This window comes from Caulobacter sp. HMWF025, assembly GCF_003060965.1.
Lineage (GTDB): Bacteria > Pseudomonadota > Alphaproteobacteria > Caulobacterales > Caulobacteraceae > Caulobacter.
Genome location: NZ_QAII01000087.1, coordinates 40,217 through 57,058, shown reverse-complemented (window position 1 = coordinate 57,058; position 16,842 = coordinate 40,217). Strand labels below are relative to the sequence as shown.

The following is a 16,842-nucleotide window of genomic DNA, read 5'->3' as shown; positions in this document are numbered from 1 at the left end:
GCCGGCAACATGGCCATAGGCCGAACCGGCATAGAGCACCGGGGCGGTGGCATAGGCCGCCAGACTGCCGGGGCGCTGATAGGCCACCGACAGGCTGTCCAGCGTCTCGGTGCGGACGCGGTCCAGTTCGTCGGCCTTGAAGGCCGGGTTGCGGGCCACATCGGCCATGATGGCGAGGGCCGGGGCGGCCTTGTCGGCAATGACGTTCAGGGTCAGGGACGAGGCTTCCCAGCCCGAACCTGCGGCCAGATTGGCTCCCAGGGCTTCGGTCTGGCGGGCGATGTCGACGGCGCTGCGGGTGGTGGTGCCCTCGGTCAGCAGGTCGGCGGTCAGGCTGGAGGTCCCGGCCAGGCCGGCCGGATCCGAGCTGGCCCCGCCCCGCACGGTCAGGTCGGCCGTGATCAGCGGCAGGTCGCTGGAGCGGGCGACGATCACCCGCAGGCCGTTGGCCAGGGTCTTTTCCACCGGGGTGGGCATGACCGCGGCCACCGGGGCGGCGACGGCCGGGATCTTCTGGCGCTCGGCTTCAGGGGCCAGGGTGACCACGGTGCCGTCGAACTTCACCGACGCCACCTTCGGCGGCACGGGGGTGTTGTCCTTCTCGCCGGCCGGGCGGGCCGACTCGGGCAGGTAGCGGATCGCGGTACGGCGATCATCGGCCAGCCACTTTTTCGCGACCCGCTGCACGTCGGCGGCGGTCACCGCCTGCAGCTCCGCCAGACTGGTGTTGGCGCGGGCGGCGTCGCCGTCGGTCAGCAGGGCATAGCCGAGGGCGAAGGCGCGACCGTCGATCTCCTCGCGGCGGCGCACGGCATCGGCAAGCAGGCCGGTCTTGGCCTCGGCCAGCTCGGCCTCGGTCGGCGGGGTATCGCGCAGGCGGGCCACCTGGGCCAGCAACGCCGTCTCGCCCTGCTCCACGGTCTTGCCGCCGGCCATGATGGCCCCGACATAGAACAGGCCCGGCTGGGCATTGGTCGGGCCGGACGAGAAGGCCGACTGGGCGATCTTCTGCTCATAGACCAAGCTGTCATACAGGCGCGACGACTTGCCGGCCGACAGGATGGCGTCCAGCACGGTCAGGGCCGGGGCATCCTTGTCGGCTGAGGCCGGGGCCAGCCAGGTGATGGCCACCGCCGGCAGCGGCACATTGGGGCCGTAGGTGTTGACCGTCCTGGCGGCCGTGCGCGGCGGTTCAACCACCGTGACCTTGGGCAGGGGCGTGGCCGGAGCCTTCAGCGGACCGAAATACTTGTCGGTCAGGGCGGTCAGCTGGGCCTCGTCGAAGTTGCCGGCCACGATCAGCGCGGCATTGTCCGGGCGATAATAGGTGGCGTGGAAGGCGCGCACGTCGTCGACGGTGGCGGCGTCCAGCTCCTCGATCGAACCGATGCCGGGCCGCTTGTAGGGGTGGGCGGTGAACGACTGCTGCGGCATGTAGAGGGCAAACAGACGGCCATAGGGATCGGCCAGAACCCGCTGGCGCAGCTCTTCCTTGACTACGTCGCGCTCGGAGGCAAAGGCGGCCTCGTCGATGACCAGCGAGCCCATGCGATCGGCCTCGGCCCAGATCAGCCGCTCCAGGTGGTTGGCGGGCACCACCTCGTAATAGTTGGTGAAGTCGTCATAGGTGGAGGCGTTGTTGAAGCCGCCGACGTCCTCGGTCAGCCGGTCCAGCGTCTCGTTGGGCATGTTGCGCGTAGCCTTGAACATCATGTGCTCAAACAGGTGCGCAAAGCCCGAGCGGCCTTCGGGATCGTCCTTGGAGCCGACGCCGTACCAGACCTGGACCGAGACATTCGGCGTGGTGGTGTCGCGGACCGTGAACACCTTCAGGCCATTGGCCAGGACCCGCTCCTTGTAGACGATCGGCGGCACGCTGATCGAGGCGGCGGCCGGGGCGGCGAAGGCCATGGGCGACAGGGCGGTGGTCGAAAGGGCCAGCGCCACGAGGGCGGCCTTGGCGGCGGGTCGGATCATGCGAAAAGCTCCAGGCAACGCGATGGCCGCGACCCTAGCACCGCCTTGCAGAAGCGAAACCTTACCGTCCTGTCATGAAGTCTGCGTCTGGCAACGGGGCCAGGATCGATGCATCCTCCGGTGGCCATCAGGGGAGGCCCGCATGAAAATCGCCATCGTGGCCGCAGTGCTGGCGCTCGGGGTCGGCGCGCCGCAGGCCTGGAGCCAGAATGACGGCCTGGAAGAGATTGTCGTTACGGGCACGCGACTGACCGAGTTTGATCCGGTCAAGACGCCCCATGTCACGCTTCGAAAGCGGGCCGACAACATCGTCACCCTCGTTCGGGTGGTCTGCGACACGCGCGATCTGAGTCAGCGTCGCGACGAGCTGAAGGCGACCCTTCGCAACATGATCAAGGCCGCGCCGGGCGCCGGGGTGGAGTTGGGCCTGGGCGATGAGATCATCGGCCGATTTGACGACACCATGCTGGATGCGGTGATCCTGCCCGACGGCCGGCCCGACACCAGCGTCGCCATCCTGGTGGTCAAGACCCGGGTGTCGCCGACCGACAGCTTCGACGCCGCCACGGGCCGCATCAAGGCCTTTGCCGCCAGAACCCCCAAGGTCGGCCGCACGGAGATTCTTCCGTACGACGAATGGAACCTGACCCTGATCGGACCCCAGAAGCATCGCCCCGAGGTGATCAATCTGGTTGCCGAAGACGCGCGCCGGGCGGCGGCCAGCTTCGGCACCGACTACGCCGTCCAGGTGGAGGGCCTGCAGCTGCCCGTGTCCTGGTATCAGTCTGGACCACTCGAACTGGCGCTCTACATCCCATACCGGCTCACCGTGACTCCGCGTCCGAAGAGTTGAGCCGGAGTCGCACTATTCGGAAGCGACCCTAAGGTCGCCCGGCGGGTCCAGGATGAACCGCGCCCGGACCTCGGGGGTGGGAACCATGCACACCGCCTTCTGGCCCAGCAGCCGGTAGCGGTTGGCCGCAAGCCAGTCATAGGCCCTGTCCATGGCTCGGCGGGGCAGGCGGTCGATGCCGGCCAGCCAGCGCCAGGGCGGACGCAGGCGGCGCAGCAGGGCCCCGATGGCGGCGGTCTTCTCCAGTGGCCGGCCGCGGTCGAAGAACACGAAGCTGGCTGGATGCTCGGGATCGATCCCGTTCGCCGCAGCCAGCTGCCGGCCAAAGGATGACTGGATCGGGGTAAAACGCACCACCCCGCCGCGATCCAGTTTCAGCACCAGAGCCACCGAACCGCTGCAGAGATTGCACACCCCGTCGAACAGCCAGAGGGCGTCCAGCGGATCGGGGGGCGTGTGGGTCATGGGGGCGTCATGCACTCGCGGCGCAGGGCTCGCAAGGCCTCGGGCACATCCCGCCGCATCAGGCCGCTGAGCATGGCGCTGGGCACGGCGAAGGGGGCGGCGGCCCACATCTCATAGGTCACCCGGGTGGCGGCGCCGCCCTTTAGCGGCTCGAGGGTCCAGGTGCCTTCGCAGGCCTGGATGTCGCCGCCGACACAGGTGAAGCGGATGGAGCGGTCCGGCTCGTACTCGACCCGCGAGGTCGAGTGCAGGCTGGGCAGGAAAAAGCTCCACTTGACCAGATGCTCGCGCAATTCCGAGCGCCCATCCGGGGCTCGCGAGATCACCCGGCAGCGCTTGACGCCGGGGGTCATCCGCGCGGCGCGGTCGCAGTCGAGGATGGTGCGCCAGACCACGGCGGCCGGGGCCGGGATGTCGATGGCGGCCCTGACCCGGCCCCGGCCCTGCGGGTCGGCATGGGCCTCGACCGGGATCTCGCCGGCGCTCAGGCGCTCGGCCCAGCCGGACTCGGCCAGGGCCGGGCCGGTCAGGCCCAGGGCGACAATCAGAAGGAAAAGCCGGCGCATCATCCGCAGGCTAACGCGCCGGGAGCCAGAGAGTCAGGCCCCCGCCGCATTTTTCGCGATCAGGCCCCGGCGCGGTTTTTCACCAGATCGTCCACCACCGACGGATCGGCCAGGGTCGAGGTGTCACCCAGGCTGCCCAGCTCGTTCTCGGCGATCTTGCGCAGAATGCGGCGCATGATCTTGCCTGAGCGGGTCTTGGGCAGGCCGGGGGCGAACTGGATGACGTCCGGCGCGGCGAAGGGGCCGATCTCGTGGCGGACCCACAGGACCAGGGCCTTGCGCAGGTCGTCGCTGGGGGCCTCGTCGGCATTGAGGGTCACATAGGCATAGACGCCCTGGCCCTTGATATCGTGGGGATAGCCGACCACAGCGGCCTCGGCGACGGTGGCGTGGGCCACCAGGGCGCTCTCGATCTCGGCCGTGCCCAGGCGGTGGCCCGAGACATTGATCACGTCATCGACCCGGCCGGTGATCCAGTAGTAGCCGTCGGCGTCGCGGCGGCAGCCGTCACCGGTGAAGTACTTGCCGGGATAGGTCGAGAAATAGGTCTCGAAGAAGCGCTGGTGGTCGCCATAGACCGTTCGCATCTGGCCGGGCCAACTGTCGGTGATCACCAGATTGCCCTCGGTGGCCCCGTCGAGGACCTGGCCCTCGGCGTCGACCAGCTGCGGCTTGACGCCCGGCAGGGGCTTGGACGCCGAACCCGGCTTCAGGGCCGTCGCGCCGGGCAGGGGCGTGATCAGCATGCCGCCCGTTTCGGTCTGCCACCAGGTGTCGACGATCGGCAGTTTCCCCTTGCCGACCACGCGGTGGTACCAGAGCCAGGCTTCGGGATTGATCGGCTCGCCGACACTGCCCAGTAGCCGCAGCGACGACAGGTCGTTCCTGGTGACGTGCTCGTCGCCCTCGCGCATCAGGGCCCGCAGGGCCGTCGGCGCGGTGTAGAAGATGTCGACCTTGTGCTTGTCGATCACCTCCCAGAAGCGGCTGGGCGTCGGATAGTTGGGCACGCCCTCGAAGATCAGGCTGGTGCCGCCATTGGCCAGCGGGCCGTAGACCACATAGGAGTGGCCGGTGACCCAGCCGACATCGGCCGTGCACCAGAACACCTCGCCGGGTTTGTAGTCGAACACCGCCCAGAAGGTCCACGAAGCCCAGGCCAGATAGCCGCCGGTGGTGTGAAGCACGCCCTTGGGCTTGCCGGTCGAGCCCGAGGTATAGAGGATGAACAGCGGATCTTCGGCGTTCATCGGCTCGGGCGGACAGTCGGGGGCCACGGCGTCGCGGACGTCCTGCCAGACGATGTCGCGGTTCTTGACGATGGGCACATCGGCCCCGGTCCAGCGGATCATCAGCACCTTGCCGACCCACGGGCAGTGCTTCAGGGCCTCGTCGATATTGGCCTTCAGCGGCACGCGCTTCCCGCCGCGCTTGCCCTCGTCGGCGGTGATCACGAAGTGCGAGGCACAGTCCTGGATCCGGCCGGCGATGCTGTCGGGCGAGAAGCCGCCGAACACCACAGAGTGCACGGCCCCGATGCGGGCGCAGGCCAGCATGGCGACGGCGGCCAGCGGGATCATCGGCAGATAGATGGTGACCCGGTCACCCTTGCGGACGCCCTGCACCTTCAGGACGTTGGCCATGCGGCAAACCTCCTCGTAGAGCTGGCCGTAGGTCAGGGTTTCCGAGGTGCCCGGCTCGTCGCCTTCGAACACCAGGGCCACCTCGTCCTGCTTGTGCGGCAGGTGGCGGTCGATGCAGTTGGCGCTGACGTTCAACACCCCGTCGGCGAACCAGCGGATGCGGAAGTCGTCCTTGTTGAACGAGACGTCCTTGATCTCGGTCGGGGCCTTGATCCAGTCCAGCCGGGCGGCGACGTCGCGCCAGTAGCCTTCGGGATCGGCCTCGATACGGGCGACGGCGGCCTCATAGGCGGCGGCGTCGATGTGCGCCTCGCGCGCCAGGGCTTCTGGGACCGGAAAAACCTGACCGTCGCTCACGCCGTCTACTCCCTTTGGTTCTTGTCGTTGAGATAGGCGAAGCTCAACGCGCGGCGCAAGAAGACCACTGATCTTTCTCGCAAGCGTCTGGGACTGAGCTTCGAAAAAGGGTCGCCCGGCACCGGAGCGGGGCGACCCTTTCGGTCGTCAGAAGAAGCCGACAGCCTTGGGGCTGTAGCTGACCAGCATGTTCTTGGTCTGCTGGTAATGGTCGAGCATCATCTTGTGGGTCTCGCGACCCACGCCCGACTGCTTGTAGCCGCCGAAGGCCGCGTGGGCGGGATAGGCGTGGTAGCAGTTGGTCCAGACCCGGCCGGCCTGGATACCGCGGCCGAAGCGGTAGCAGCGGTTGGCGTCACGGCTCCACACCCCGGCCCCGAGGCCAAAGGCGGTGTCATTGGCGATCTCCATCGCCTCGGCCTCGTCCTTGAAGGTGGTCACGGCCAGGACCGGCCCGAAGATCTCCTCCTGGAAGATCCGCATCTTGTTGTGCCCTTCGAACACGGTCGGCTCGACATAGTAGCCGTCGGCCAGCAGGCCCGGCAGGATCTTGCGCTTGCCGCCGGCCAGCAGCCTGGCCCCCTCGTCGCGGCCGATGTCCATATAGCCGAGGATCTTGTTCATCTGCTCTTCGGAGGCCTGGGCCCCGATCATGGTGGCCGGATCCAGCGGGCTGCCCTGGACGACGGCGTTCACGCGCTTGAGGGCCCGCTCCATGAACCGCTCATAGATCGACTCCTGCACGAGCGCCCGGCTGGGGCAGGTGCAGACCTCGCCCTGGTTGAGGGCGAACATGGTGAAGCCCTCCAGGGCCTTGTCGAAATAGTCGTCGTCCTCGCGGGCCACGTCGTCGAAGAAGATGTTGGGCGACTTGCCGCCCAGTTCCAGGGTCACCGGGATCAGGTTCTGGCTGGCATACTGCATGATCAGCCGGCCGGTGCTGGTCTCGCCGGTGAAGGCCATCTTGGCGATGCGCGGGCTGGAGGCCAGCGGCTTGCCGGCCTCGACGCCGAAGCCGTTGACGATGTTCAGAACGCCGGGCGGCAGCAGGTCGCCGATCAGTTCGGCCAGGACCATGATGCTGGCCGGGGTCTGTTCGGCGGGCTTGAGGACCACGCAGTTGCCGGCCGCGATCGCCGGGGCCAGCTTCCAGCAGGCCATCAGCAGCGGGAAGTTCCAGGGGATGATCTGGCCGACCACGCCGAGCGGCTCGTGGAAGTGATAGGCGATGGTGTCGTGGTCGATTTCGCTGATCGAGCCTTCCTGGCTGCGGATGCAGCCGGCGAAGTAGCGGAAGTGGTCGATGGCCAGGGGCAGGTCGGCGGCCATGGTCTCACGGATTGGCTTGCCGTTGTCCCAGGTCTCGGCCGTGGCCAGGGTTTCGAGATTGGCCTCCATGCGGTCGGCGATGCGCAGCAGGATCAGCGAGCGCTCGGCGGCGCTGGCCTTGCCCCAGGCGTCCTTGGCGGCATGGGCCGCGTCGAGGGCGCGTTCGATGTCCTCGGCCTGGGAGCGGGCGATCTCGCAGATTTTCCGGCCGTGGATCGGCGAGGCGTTGTCGAAATAGCGGCCGTCGGCCGGGGCCACCCACTGGCCGCCGATGAAGTTGTCATAGCGGGCCTTGAAGGGCGGACGGGCGAGCGAGTCGATGAACTCGGGCTTGGTCATGGTTTCCTCCGATGCGCCTTGAGCGGCGTTCTGAAGGAAAGGCTAGGCGCGGATTGCGGGCCTGTGAGCCGGTGCGGCGCGCAGGGGCGGGCTCACCTGTCGCAGGAATGCGACAGATTCAGGCGTCTCTCGACGGCCGGTGCAGGTCCAGGCGGTTCATCTTGCGGTGCAGGGTGGCGCGGCTGATGCCCAGGGCCCGGGCGGCGCCGGAGACGCTGCCGCCGGCCTGGCTGAGCGCCCGGCGCAGGGCGGCACGCTCGGCCTCGACCACTTGCGGCCCCTCCGGACCGGCCAGCAGGTCGGCGGCGGGCGCGCCCCACTGGATCATCTGGTCGGTCAGGCGGGCCACCTTGCGGGCCGCGTGGGTGGCCCCGATCACCATGTCGTCGCGGTCGACAGCGACCAGCGGCGTGCTCGAGCGGGCTCCGGCCTCGCCCAGCACCATGACCCGGGCCTTGGCGAAGGTCTGGCGAAAGGCCTCGGCCTCGATGCGACGGGCGGCGTCCAGCACGGCGCTGCGCAGCAAGTCGACCATGTCGCCCAGGCCTGGGCGGCAGGACGAGACGTCCAGGGCCCCGGCCAGCCGTCCCCAGGGGTCGTAGATCGGGGCCACGGTGCAGGACAGGCCGATGTTCTTGGTGTGAAAATGCTCGTCGCGATGGATGGTCAGGGGGCGCTGTTCGGCCAGGCAGGTTCCGACCCCGTTGGTGCCTTCCGAGGCCTCGCTCCAGACCACCCCGGTCCACAGGCCCCAGCGTTTGAAGGTGTCGTCATCGGCCGCCCCGCCGCGGCGATCGACCGGCGCGCCGCTGGCATCGGTCAGCAGGACACAGCAGCCGGCATGGCCCACGGCCCGGAACAGGCTGTCCAGGCTGGACTGGGCGGCGGGCAGGATGACCCCGAGGCCGTCGCGCGCCTCGCGCAGTTCAGTATCGGACAGGACATGTGGCGAGACCCGGCGTTCGGGGTCGAGGCCGTGCACGGTGACACAGCGTCGCCATGAGGCGGCGACAGTCGACAGCGCGGCCTGCGAACTGTCGAGACTGGCCAGCACGCGGTGGGCGTGGCCCTGGGGTGCCATGGGGTTCCTCCCGGCCTTTTGGCGCATCCTGCGACCCGGAATGGGCCAAAAGCAAGACACGTACTGCCCCTTACTCCCGGGGCGGGTTCACGTTATGCCGTGAGCCCTGCTTGTCCGGAGGCCCTCCATGCTGCTCGCCCTTTCCACCTGGTCCGAGATCGAGACCTTCCTGCAGACCAGCAAGACCGTGGTCGTGCCGATCGGCTCGAACGAGCAGCACGGCCCGACCGGCCTGCTCGGCACCGACTGGCTGTGCCCGGAAATCATCGCCCACCAGGCCCAGAAGCAGTCGGACAACGTGCTGGTGGCCCCGACCTTCAATATCGGCATGGCCCAGCATCACCTGGCCTTTCCGGGCACCATCTTCCTGCGGCCCTCGACCTTCATCGCCGCCATCGGTGACTGGGTGCGGTCGCTGGGGGCCCACGGCTTTGAGCGGATCTATTTCCTCAACGGCCACGGCGGCAATGTCGCCTCGATCGAGGCTGCGTTCTCGGAGATCTATGCTGACTACAGCTTCCGCGGCATGCGAGCGCCGTTTGCGCTGAAGCTGAAGAACTGGTGGGACCTGGCCGGGGTCAACGCCCTGGCCAACCGGCAGTTTCCCGTGGGCCACGGCAGTCATGCCACCCCGTCCGAGATCGCGGTGACCCAGTGGGCCTATCCGGAGACGATCAAGACGGCGGCCTATGAACCGCAGATCGCGCCGACGGGACCGATCCGCGAGGCCCTGGACTTCCGGGCCCGCTATGCCGACGGGCGGATGGGCTCCGACCCGGCCCAGGCCACGCCGGAAAAGGGTGGCGAGCTGGTGGCCATGGCCGCCAAGGCCCTGATCGAGGACCTGGCGGCCTTCTCGGCGGAGCAGGCGCCGGCCTAAGCCGCCTGACGTCGGGCGGGGCTGCCCCGGTCGATCCGCAGCTCGCCCATGCGCTCGGCCAGACGCGTGGCTTCCTGGGCCAGGGTGTGGCTGGCGGCGGTGGTTTCCTCGACCATGGCCGCGTTCTGCTGGGTCACCTGGTCCATCTGGTTCATGGTGGTGTTGACCTCGGCGAGGCCACGGGCCTGTTCCTGGGCCGAGGCCGCCATGGCGCTGACCAGGGTGTCGATCTCGTCGACCTCGTCGGCGATGGCGCGCAGGGCTTCGCCGGCCCGGCCGACATATTCGACCCCCTGGCCGACCTCGGCCGCACTGGTGGCGATCAGGGTCTTGATCTCTTTGGCGGCGTCGGCCGAGCGCTGGGCCAGGGCCCGCACTTCCTGGGCCACGACCGCGAAGCCACGACCGGCTTCACCGGCCCTGGCCGCTTCAACCCCGGCGTTAAGGGCCAGCAGGTTGGTCTGGAAGGCAATTTCGTCGATCACGCCGATGATCTGGCCGATCTGGCTGGAGGACTTCTCGATCGCCCCCATGGCGCTGACGGCCTGGTCGACGATGGTGCCGCTGGCTCCGGCGGCGCTGCGGGCGCGCTCGACGACCTTGCGGGTCTTGGTGGCTCCTTCGGCGGTCAGGCGGACCGTGCTGGTGATCTGGTCGAGGGCGGCGGCGGCCTCCTCCAGGCTGGCGGCCTGGTGCTCGGTACGGCGCGACAGGTCGTCGGCGGCCTCGGTGATCTCGGCGGTGCCGCCATGGATCATCGAGACGGCCTCCAGCGAGGCGGCGATGACCCGCGACAGCTTGTCCACAGCGGCATTGTAGTCGTCGCGCAGACGCTCAAAACCTTCGGGGAAGCGCTGCTCGATCCGGTGCGACAGGTCACCGTCCGACAGGCAGCCCAGGGCCTCGCCGAGGCTGCCGACGATGATCCTCTGGGCCGCGTCCTGCGTATCCCGGTGCCGTTCCGCGGCGGCCCGTTCGGCCTCCAGGGCGTCGCGGACGTCAGAGGCCTCCAGCTCCTTCTGACGCGCCTCGACGGCGTCACGGAAGGCATGCAGGGCAGCGGTCATCTCGCCCAGTTCGTCATCATGCCGGCTCTTGGGGATCTGGGTCGTCAGGTCGCCCTTCGACAGGCGGCGCAGGCAGGCGGTGATCAGGTTCAGCGGCGAGATCAGGGCCTTCTGGGCCGCGACCATCAGGCTGATCGCCAGCAGGGCGGCGCTGAGCAGCAGAGCACCCATTGTGTACTGGCCGGTCCGGCTCAGCGCCTCGGCGGCATTGGCGTCGTGGGTCGAGGCCTGCTCGATCTTCTCCGACGCGGCCTCCATGGCCCCTTCGAGGGCGGTGAACTGGGTGTTGAAGCCCGGAAGCTTGGCCCGGGTCGCGGCCGGATCGGCGTCGGCCACGGCCACAAGATCCTGGGCGGAGGCGATATAGGCCTTCAAGGGCGCATCGACTTCTGCGAGGGCGGCCTTGACGGCCGGGTCGCGGGCGACCGCCTGGCCTTCCTGAATGTCCTTGTTGAAGGCGGCGACATGCTCGGCCATCGAGGTCCGCACGTCAGCGATGCTGATGCCGAGGGTCGGATCGCTGGACATGATCGCCTGGCTGACATCGGTCCGCAGGGTGTCGTGCATCATGTCGGCATGCATGTGCAGGCGCATGTTGCGGGCGGAGGTCTCTGCGCGATCGAGGGCCGCGCCGAGGCTGAGGGCGACCCACAGGCCGGTGCCGGCGGTCGCGGCGCACAGCAGGGCCGCGCCGGCACTGGCGCCCATGATCTTCTGACCGAGTGACGCCACAACAACCCTCCCTGGTCGACGTGCGACAGTGGAGTTGGCATCGTTAATGCCTGTTTACCTGCAGCTACCCACGGGGGAGCGACCGATTGTCGCAGACCGTCATGGTTGTGCCGGGCTGGGCCTCAGGCGGTCAGGATCGTGTCGCCCCGTACAAGGACGGGCCACGGCGTCAGGCTCTGGCCCGGGCAGGGGCCGGCCACGCAGACCCCGTCGGCGATCCGGAACAGGGCGGCATGTCCGCCACACAGGATCAGGTCGTTGTCGCGGGTCAGGAACCGCCCGGCAAAGCCGGCCAGCGGCCAGCCGGCATGCGGACAGCTGTCGACATAACCGTGTATCGCCCCGCCCTGCCGGACGACGAAGCCGGCAAACATCGCCTCGCCCTCGCGGAACCGGAAGCCCTTGGCGCCGGGCGAGGGGATCTCGTCCAGCGGGCACAGGAAGGTGCCCGGCGCTGGGCGGGCGGGATTGTGCGGATCGGTGCGCAAGGCAGTCCTAGAGGTCGCCGATCGCCAGGCGCCAGGGGCGGACCTCGACGCTCTCGAACACACCGGCGGCGGTGAAGGGGTCATTGTCGGCCTGGGCCTGGGCGGCCGCCAGGTCGTCAGCCTCGACGATCAGCAGCGAGCCGATCGGATTGCCGTCATCGCCCAGCAGGGCGCCGGCCAGCTTCAGGCCCTGCGAGCCCTTCAGATAGTCCAGATGAACCGGCCGGGTGGCGAGACGGGTCTCCAGCGCGCCGGGCTTGTCCTTGCAGGCAATGGCGAAGAGGGGCATCGGCGGATCCTTTCAGGAGATTTCGGGTCAGGCTTCGGATTTCAGCGGGCGCGACAGCAGGCCCAGGATGGCGGCATCGACTTCGACCTCCCCGTCCAGCAGGGCGGCGACGGTCTGACAGATCGGCATCTCGACCCCGAGCCGGGCGGCAAGGTCGCGTACGGCCGGGGCGGAGGCCACCCCTTCAGCGACTGACAGCTTGCCGGCCAGGGCCTCGGCCAGGGTCATTCCGCCGCCGAGCGCCAGGCCGACACTCATATTGCGCGACTGCGGGCTCGAGCAGGTCAGCACCAGATCGCCCAGGCCGCAGAGGCCGGCCACTGTCTCGGCGCGAGCCCCCAGGGCCACGGCCAGGCGGGTCAGTTCGGCAAAGCCGCGGGTGATCACGGCCGCGTGGGCGCTGCGGCCCAGGCCCTTGCCCTCGACAATGCCGCAGGCGATGGCCAGCACGTTCTTGACCGCGCCACCGGCCTCGGCCCCGATCATGTCGGCCGCCAGATAGGGGCGGAAGGTCGGGGTGGCGATGGCTCCGGCGATGGCCCGGCCCAGGGCCTCGTCCTCGCAGGCCAGGGTCACGGCCGTGGGAAGGCTGCGGGCCACCTCGCCGGCGAAGCTGGGCCCCGACAGCACCGCCAGCGGCGCGCCCGGCAGGGTTTCCTGCGCCACCTCGGTCATCAGTTTCAGGCTGCCCTGCTCGACCCCCTTGGAACACAGCACCACCGGCACGCCGGCGCGCAGGTGGGGCGCCAAAACCCTGAGGGCCGAGCGCAGGTGCTGGGCCGGGGCGACGGCCAGGATCAGGTCACAGCCCCCCAGGCCTGCCATCTCGGCCGTGGCCATGATCTGCGGCTCCAGGATGATGCCGGGCAGGAAGAGGCTGTTTTCACGACCGCCGGCGATGCTGGCGACGACCTCGGTCTCGCGGGCCTGCAGCGTCACTGCCAGTCCGGCCCGGGCGCAGACCTGGGCCAGGGCCGTGCCCCATGCTCCTGCGCCGATCACGCCCGCATGGTGAAACGTCATGCCTTGGCTCCCTTGCGTCCGAAACTGTTGCTCGGCCTGGATAGGGCCGCCGCTTCGTCCAGCGGCCAGCGCGGACGGGCGACGGCGTCGAGATCGTCGCTGAGGCCGAGGGCCAGGCGCTCGGCCCCGGCCAGGGCGATCATCGCCGCATTGTCGGTGCAATAGACCAGCGGCGGGGCGTCAAAGCTGAAGCCGTTGTCGTCGCAGGTCTTGCGCAGCGCGGCCTTGACCGCACCATTGGCGGCCACACCGCCGGCCACGACAAAGCGCAGGGCCTGGCCCGGATGGCTGTCGCGATAGAGCTTCATGGCCCGGTCGGTGCGTTCCGACAGCTGGCGGGCGATGGCGGCCTGGACGGCGGCGGCGAGGTCGGCGCGCGACCCCTCATCCGTGATCTTCTCGGCCTGGCGGGCGGCCGCAGTCTTCAGGCCCGAGAACGAGAAGTCACAGTCCTTGCGGCCCAGCAGGGCGCGGGGCAGCTCGAACTTCGACGGATCGCCCGTGGCCGCCAGTTTCTCCAGGGCCGGGCCGCCGGGATAGGGCAGGCCCAGGCTCTTGGCGATCTTGTCAAAGGCCTCGCCGGCCGCATCGTCAATGGTGGTGCCCAGGCGCGTGCAGGCCCCGACGCCGGCCACCTCCAGCAGCTGGCAGTGCCCGCCGGAGACCAGCAGCAACAGGAAGGGATAGGCGATGTCGGCGCCTAGCCGGGCCGAGACCGCATGGCCTTCCAGGTGATTGACTGCCACCAGCGGCAGGTCGTGGGCCAGGGCGACGGCCTTGCCGAACGCCAGACCGACCATCACCCCGCCGACCAGACCCGGTCCTGCGGTGGCGGCCACCCCGTCCAGCTGGCCAAAGCCCAGACCCGCAGCCCGCATGGCCTCGATCGCGATCGCATCGATGGCCTCGACATGGGCCCGCGCCGCGATTTCCGGCACCACGCCACCGAAGGGCGCATGCTGTTCGAACTGGGTCCCGATGACCGAGGACAGCACCGTGACCGTCCCGTCCGCCGCGCGGCGCACGACCGAAGCCGCCGTCTCGTCGCAGCTGGTCTCCAGGCCAAGGATCGTCAGTTGGGTCATTCGGTTGCGGGGTTCCCGCCGCTCCTGTAGCAGCGATGGCTTCACTCTTGTCCCCGCAGGTAACGTTCAGACCGTGTCCCGGCAACCTCCCATCCGTATTGGCGCCCGTGGCTCCAAGCTCTCGCTGGCCCAGTCGGGTCTCATGCAGGCCCGGATCGCGGCCGCGCTCGGGGCGTCGCCCGGCGAGGAAGAGGCCTTCGCGCCCCTGATTCCCATCGTCACCACCGGCGACCGCGTCCAGGACCGCCGTCTGATGGAGATCGGCGGCAAGGGCCTGTTCACCAAGGAAATCGAGGAAGCCCTGCTGGACGGGCGAATCGACTGCGCCATCCACTCGCTGAAGGACATGCCCGCCGAGCTGCCGCCCGGCCTGGTGCTGGCCGCAACGCCCGAGCGCGAGGATCCGCGCGACGCCTTCATCAGCCCGGTCTGCCAGAGGCTGGAAGACCTGCCGCACGGCGCGCGGCTGGGCACGGCCTCGCTGCGGCGCCAGGCCCAGGCCCTGCGCCTGCGCCCTGATCTGCAGATCGTCATGCTGCGCGGCAATGTGGATACCCGCCTGGCCAAGCTCGAGCGGGGCGAGGCCGATGCCATCCTGCTGGCCCAGTCGGGGCTCAACCGCCTGGGTCTGGGCCATCTGCCGCAGAGCTGGCTGGATCCGGTGGAATGCCCGCCGGCTCCCGGCCAGGGCGCGCTGGTCATCGAAACCCGTGCCGCCGACGTCGACGCCGCCTGGCTGGACGCTGTGCGCTGCCGCCCGACCACGATCTGTGTCGCCGCCGAGCGGGGCGCGCTCTTTGCGCTCGAGGGCTCATGCCGCACCGCGATCGGGGCCCATGCCGTGCTCGACGGCCAGACCTTGTCGATGATCGTCGAGGCCCTGACGCCCGACGGCAGCCGCCGCTTCCGCCGCGAGGCCGGGATCACCCTCGACGGGCGCGACGATGTAACCGCCGCCCGGGCCCTCGGCCTTGAGCTCGGGGCCCAGGTCCGCGCCGAGGGCGGTGACGCCCTCGTCCTGCCGGACTAGGCGCTTGGCCGGGCCGGTCTGGATCACCCGCGCAAGGCCCGGGGCCCTCGCTACCGCCCGCCGGGTCGAGGCGCTGGGTCATGCGGTGGTGATCGATCCCCTGCTGCAGATCGCGTCGCTGGATCCGCCGGTCGATCTGACCGGAATCGCGGCCCTGGCCTTCACCAGCGCCAACGGGGTCGAGGCCTTTGCCGCCCTGTCGCCGGTTCGTGACCGGCCGGTTTTTGCGGTCGGAGACAGCACCGCCCGCGCCGCCCGCGCCGCCGGCTTTGGCGAGGCGGTCAGCGCCGACGGCGATGTCGAGGCCCTGGCGGCCCTGATCGCCGGTCAGCGGCCCGGCCCGGTCCTCTGTCCCGGCGCGCAGGCCCCGGTGGCCGACCTGCCGGCCCTGCTGGCACAGCAGGGTCTCAGCGCCCGGGCCCTGGCCGTCTATGAGGCGCTCGACCGGGACCCGGCTCCCGAAACCCTGGCGAGCCTGGCCGCCCTGTCCGCCGTCCTGCTGCATTCGCCGCGCGCTGCCGGCAACCTTGCCCGTCTTCTCCAGCGCCATCCCGCGCCGCACCTGCGGGCCCTGTGCCTGTCCCCGGCCGTCGCCGCCCCGCTGGCCCGGCTCGCGGCGTCCGGGCAGCTGGGCTCTGTGGCCTTTGCGCCGCGGCCCCGTGAATCCGATCTGCTCGATCTGCTCGCGCCCTAGCTTCAAGATTGCGCAGCGATGCGGCGTGGGGCACGAATGGTCACATGACCATCGCGCCTGATCCTGCTGAAATCGTCGCGCCGAGCGATCCTGCCCTGTATGGCCGCCGCCGGTCCCTTCTGGGGCCGGGCTTCTGGGCCATGGTCGGCCTGTGCGCCGCCTGCATCCTGCTGGGCGCACTGGTCGCGCGCTTCGGGCCCGACTGGTTCCCGCTGAGCCGCAAGCCCGGATCGGGCGAGATCCAGGCTGTGGCCAGTCCCGAGTCTGCCGCGGCCCGTCTGCCGGTCGGCTCGCCCGTGCCGGTCGAGGCCCCGGCCGCCGAACCCGCGGCCCCTTCGGCCGAGCTGGGTCGCCTGGATGCCCGGGTCGCCACCCTCGAGGCCGACCAGAAGGGCGTCCTGGACGCCGCCGCCGCCGCCATTGCCGCCTCGGCCCTCGCCGACGTCGCCCAGACCTCGGCCCCGTTCGGGGACGAACTCGCCGGCCTCGAGCGGGTGCTGCCGATGTCGCCGGACCTGCGCGCCCTGACCCGCCTGGCCCAGACGGGTGCCCCGACTCGCACGGGCCTCGCCGCCGACTTCGAGGCCCTGGCCGGCAAGGCGGCCACGGCCGCCCGTGACCCCGGCGAAGATGCTGACCTGCTGGCCCGCGTCCAGTACGCCCTGTCGACCATCGTCTCGATCCGCCGGGTCAGTTCCACACGGGGCTCCAGCCCCGACGCCAAGCTGGCCCTGGCCCAGCGTCTGCTCGACGAGGGCGATGTCGAGGGTGCCGTCCGGACCCTGGACGTCCTGCCCGACTCCGCTCGGGCGGTTCTCAATCCCTGGGTGATCGCCGCCGAGCGCCGGATCGAGGTGGACCGTCACGTCGCCGCCCTGCGGGCCGAAGCCCTGGCCGGCCTGGCCCGCGCCTCGCGAGCGCCCTCATGATCCGCGCCGCCTTCA

Annotated in this window: 16 protein-coding genes; 5 read left to right on the top strand and 11 right to left on the bottom strand. The window is 69.7% G+C overall.

The window, feature by feature from the left end:
- Positions 1-1,977, bottom strand: a 1,977-nt coding sequence (locus DBR10_RS10335) for a M16 family metallopeptidase (RefSeq protein WP_108556315.1), incomplete at its 3' end; no start/stop codon positions are given.
- A 142-nt stretch (positions 1,978-2,119) separates the two neighbouring features.
- On the opposite strand from DBR10_RS10335, the gene DBR10_RS10330 reads away from it, so the two are divergent.
- Positions 2,120-2,830 carry a hypothetical protein gene (locus DBR10_RS10330; protein WP_108503729.1) on the top strand — a complete coding sequence of 237 codons (711 nt, stop codon included), beginning with the start codon at positions 2,120-2,122 and terminating at the stop codon, positions 2,828-2,830.
- 12 nt (positions 2,831-2,842) lie between these two features.
- On the opposite strand, the gene DBR10_RS10325 is transcribed toward DBR10_RS10330, so the two are convergent.
- The 5 genes from DBR10_RS10325 to DBR10_RS10305 form a co-directional block, all read right to left on the bottom strand.
- Positions 2,843-3,295, bottom strand: coding sequence for a thiol-disulfide oxidoreductase DCC family protein (locus DBR10_RS10325; protein WP_108503728.1), 453 nt, complete (start codon positions 3,293-3,295; stop codon positions 2,843-2,845).
- Positions 3,292-3,864 (bottom strand): SRPBCC family protein, encoded by a 573-nt coding sequence (locus DBR10_RS10320; RefSeq protein WP_335582553.1) that lies wholly within the window; start codon positions 3,862-3,864, stop codon positions 3,292-3,294. The genes DBR10_RS10325 and DBR10_RS10320 overlap by 4 nt, the downstream gene beginning before the upstream one ends.
- 56 nt (positions 3,865-3,920) lie before the next feature.
- Entirely contained in the window at positions 3,921-5,861 is a 1,941-nt protein-coding gene (acs, locus tag DBR10_RS10315; protein ID WP_108556314.1) for an acetate--CoA ligase, read from the bottom strand.
- Between the two features lie 147 nt (positions 5,862-6,008).
- Entirely contained in the window at positions 6,009-7,529 is a 1,521-nt protein-coding gene (adh, locus tag DBR10_RS10310; protein WP_108503727.1) for an aldehyde dehydrogenase, read from the bottom strand.
- Between the two features lie 118 nt (positions 7,530-7,647).
- Complete coding sequence (locus DBR10_RS10305) at positions 7,648-8,610, bottom strand: GAF domain-containing protein (RefSeq protein ID WP_108503726.1); 963 nt, start codon at positions 8,608-8,610, stop codon at positions 7,648-7,650.
- Positions 8,611-8,737: 127 nt separating this feature from the next.
- Here DBR10_RS10305 and DBR10_RS10300 point away from each other — a divergent pair, with 127 nt between their 5' ends.
- Positions 8,738-9,490 carry a creatininase family protein gene (locus DBR10_RS10300; RefSeq protein ID WP_108503725.1) on the top strand — a complete coding sequence of 251 codons (753 nt, stop codon included), beginning with the start codon at positions 8,738-8,740 and terminating at the stop codon, positions 9,488-9,490.
- On the opposite strand, the gene DBR10_RS10295 is transcribed toward DBR10_RS10300, so the two are convergent.
- The 5 genes from DBR10_RS10295 to tsaD all read right to left on the bottom strand — a co-directional run bounded on the left by DBR10_RS10295 (position 9,487) and on the right by tsaD (position 14,174).
- Positions 9,487-11,289, bottom strand: coding sequence for a methyl-accepting chemotaxis protein (locus tag DBR10_RS10295; protein WP_108503724.1), 1,803 nt, complete (start codon positions 11,287-11,289; stop codon positions 9,487-9,489). The genes DBR10_RS10300 and DBR10_RS10295 overlap by 4 nt on opposite strands.
- Positions 11,290-11,411: 122 nt before the next feature.
- Entirely contained in the window at positions 11,412-11,777 is a 366-nt protein-coding gene (locus tag DBR10_RS10290; protein ID WP_233243363.1) for a Rieske (2Fe-2S) protein, read from the bottom strand.
- A gap of 7 nt (positions 11,778-11,784) precedes the next feature.
- Positions 11,785-12,066, bottom strand: a complete 282-nt coding sequence (locus DBR10_RS10285) for a YciI family protein (protein WP_108503722.1) — start codon at positions 12,064-12,066, stop codon at positions 11,785-11,787.
- A gap of 27 nt (positions 12,067-12,093) precedes the next feature.
- Positions 12,094-13,089, bottom strand: coding sequence for an NAD(P)H-dependent glycerol-3-phosphate dehydrogenase (locus DBR10_RS10280; RefSeq protein ID WP_108490090.1), 996 nt, complete (start codon positions 13,087-13,089; stop codon positions 12,094-12,096).
- Positions 13,086-14,174 carry a tRNA (adenosine(37)-N6)-threonylcarbamoyltransferase complex transferase subunit TsaD gene (tsaD, locus tag DBR10_RS10275; RefSeq protein ID WP_108503721.1) on the bottom strand — a complete coding sequence of 363 codons (1,089 nt, stop codon included), beginning with the start codon at positions 14,172-14,174 and terminating at the stop codon, positions 13,086-13,088. Before tsaD ends, DBR10_RS10280 begins: the two co-directional genes overlap by 4 nt.
- A gap of 73 nt (positions 14,175-14,247) precedes the next feature.
- Here tsaD and hemC point away from each other — a divergent pair, with 73 nt between their 5' ends.
- Genes hemC through DBR10_RS10260 form a run of 3 tightly spaced genes read left to right on the top strand, consistent with a single transcriptional unit; the run spans position 14,248 to position 16,827 of the window.
- Positions 14,248-15,204 carry a hydroxymethylbilane synthase gene (gene hemC / locus DBR10_RS10270; RefSeq protein ID WP_108556313.1) on the top strand — a complete coding sequence of 319 codons (957 nt, stop codon included), beginning with the start codon at positions 14,248-14,250 and terminating at the stop codon, positions 15,202-15,204.
- 4 nt (positions 15,205-15,208) lie between these two features.
- Entirely contained in the window at positions 15,209-15,898 is a 690-nt protein-coding gene (locus DBR10_RS10265; protein WP_108505339.1) for a uroporphyrinogen-III synthase, read from the top strand.
- A 44-nt stretch (positions 15,899-15,942) separates the two neighbouring features.
- Positions 15,943-16,827 (top strand): COG4223 family protein, encoded by an 885-nt coding sequence (locus DBR10_RS10260; RefSeq protein ID WP_108556312.1) that lies wholly within the window; start codon positions 15,943-15,945, stop codon positions 16,825-16,827.
- Positions 16,828-16,842 lie beyond the last annotated feature (15 nt).

Bases quoted from the DNA above. Each gene is read 5' to 3' on its own strand.
- tsaD (WP_108503721.1), bottom strand. From the start codon at position 14,174: ATGACCCAACTGACGATCCTTGGCCTGGAGACCAGCTGCGACGAGACG.
- adh (WP_108503727.1), bottom strand. From the start codon at position 7,529: ATGACCAAGCCCGAGTTCATCGACTCGCTCGCCCGTCCGCCCTTCAAG.
- DBR10_RS10325 (WP_108503728.1), bottom strand. From the start codon at position 3,295: ATGACCCACACGCCCCCCGATCCGCTGGACGCCCTCTGGCTGTTCGAC.
- DBR10_RS10285 (WP_108503722.1), bottom strand. From the start codon at position 12,066: ATGCCCCTCTTCGCCATTGCCTGCAAGGACAAGCCCGGCGCGCTGGAG.
- DBR10_RS10280 (WP_108490090.1), bottom strand. From the start codon at position 13,089: ATGACGTTTCACCATGCGGGCGTGATCGGCGCAGGAGCATGGGGCACG.
- DBR10_RS10305 (WP_108503726.1), bottom strand. From the start codon at position 8,610: ATGGCACCCCAGGGCCACGCCCACCGCGTGCTGGCCAGTCTCGACAGT.
- DBR10_RS10260 (WP_108556312.1), top strand. From the start codon at position 15,943: ATGACCATCGCGCCTGATCCTGCTGAAATCGTCGCGCCGAGCGATCCT.
- DBR10_RS10300 (WP_108503725.1), top strand. From the start codon at position 8,738: ATGCTGCTCGCCCTTTCCACCTGGTCCGAGATCGAGACCTTCCTGCAG.
- DBR10_RS10320 (WP_335582553.1), bottom strand. From the start codon at position 3,864: ATGATGCGCCGGCTTTTCCTTCTGATTGTCGCCCTGGGCCTGACCGGC.
- DBR10_RS10330 (WP_108503729.1), top strand. From the start codon at position 2,120: ATGAAAATCGCCATCGTGGCCGCAGTGCTGGCGCTCGGGGTCGGCGCG.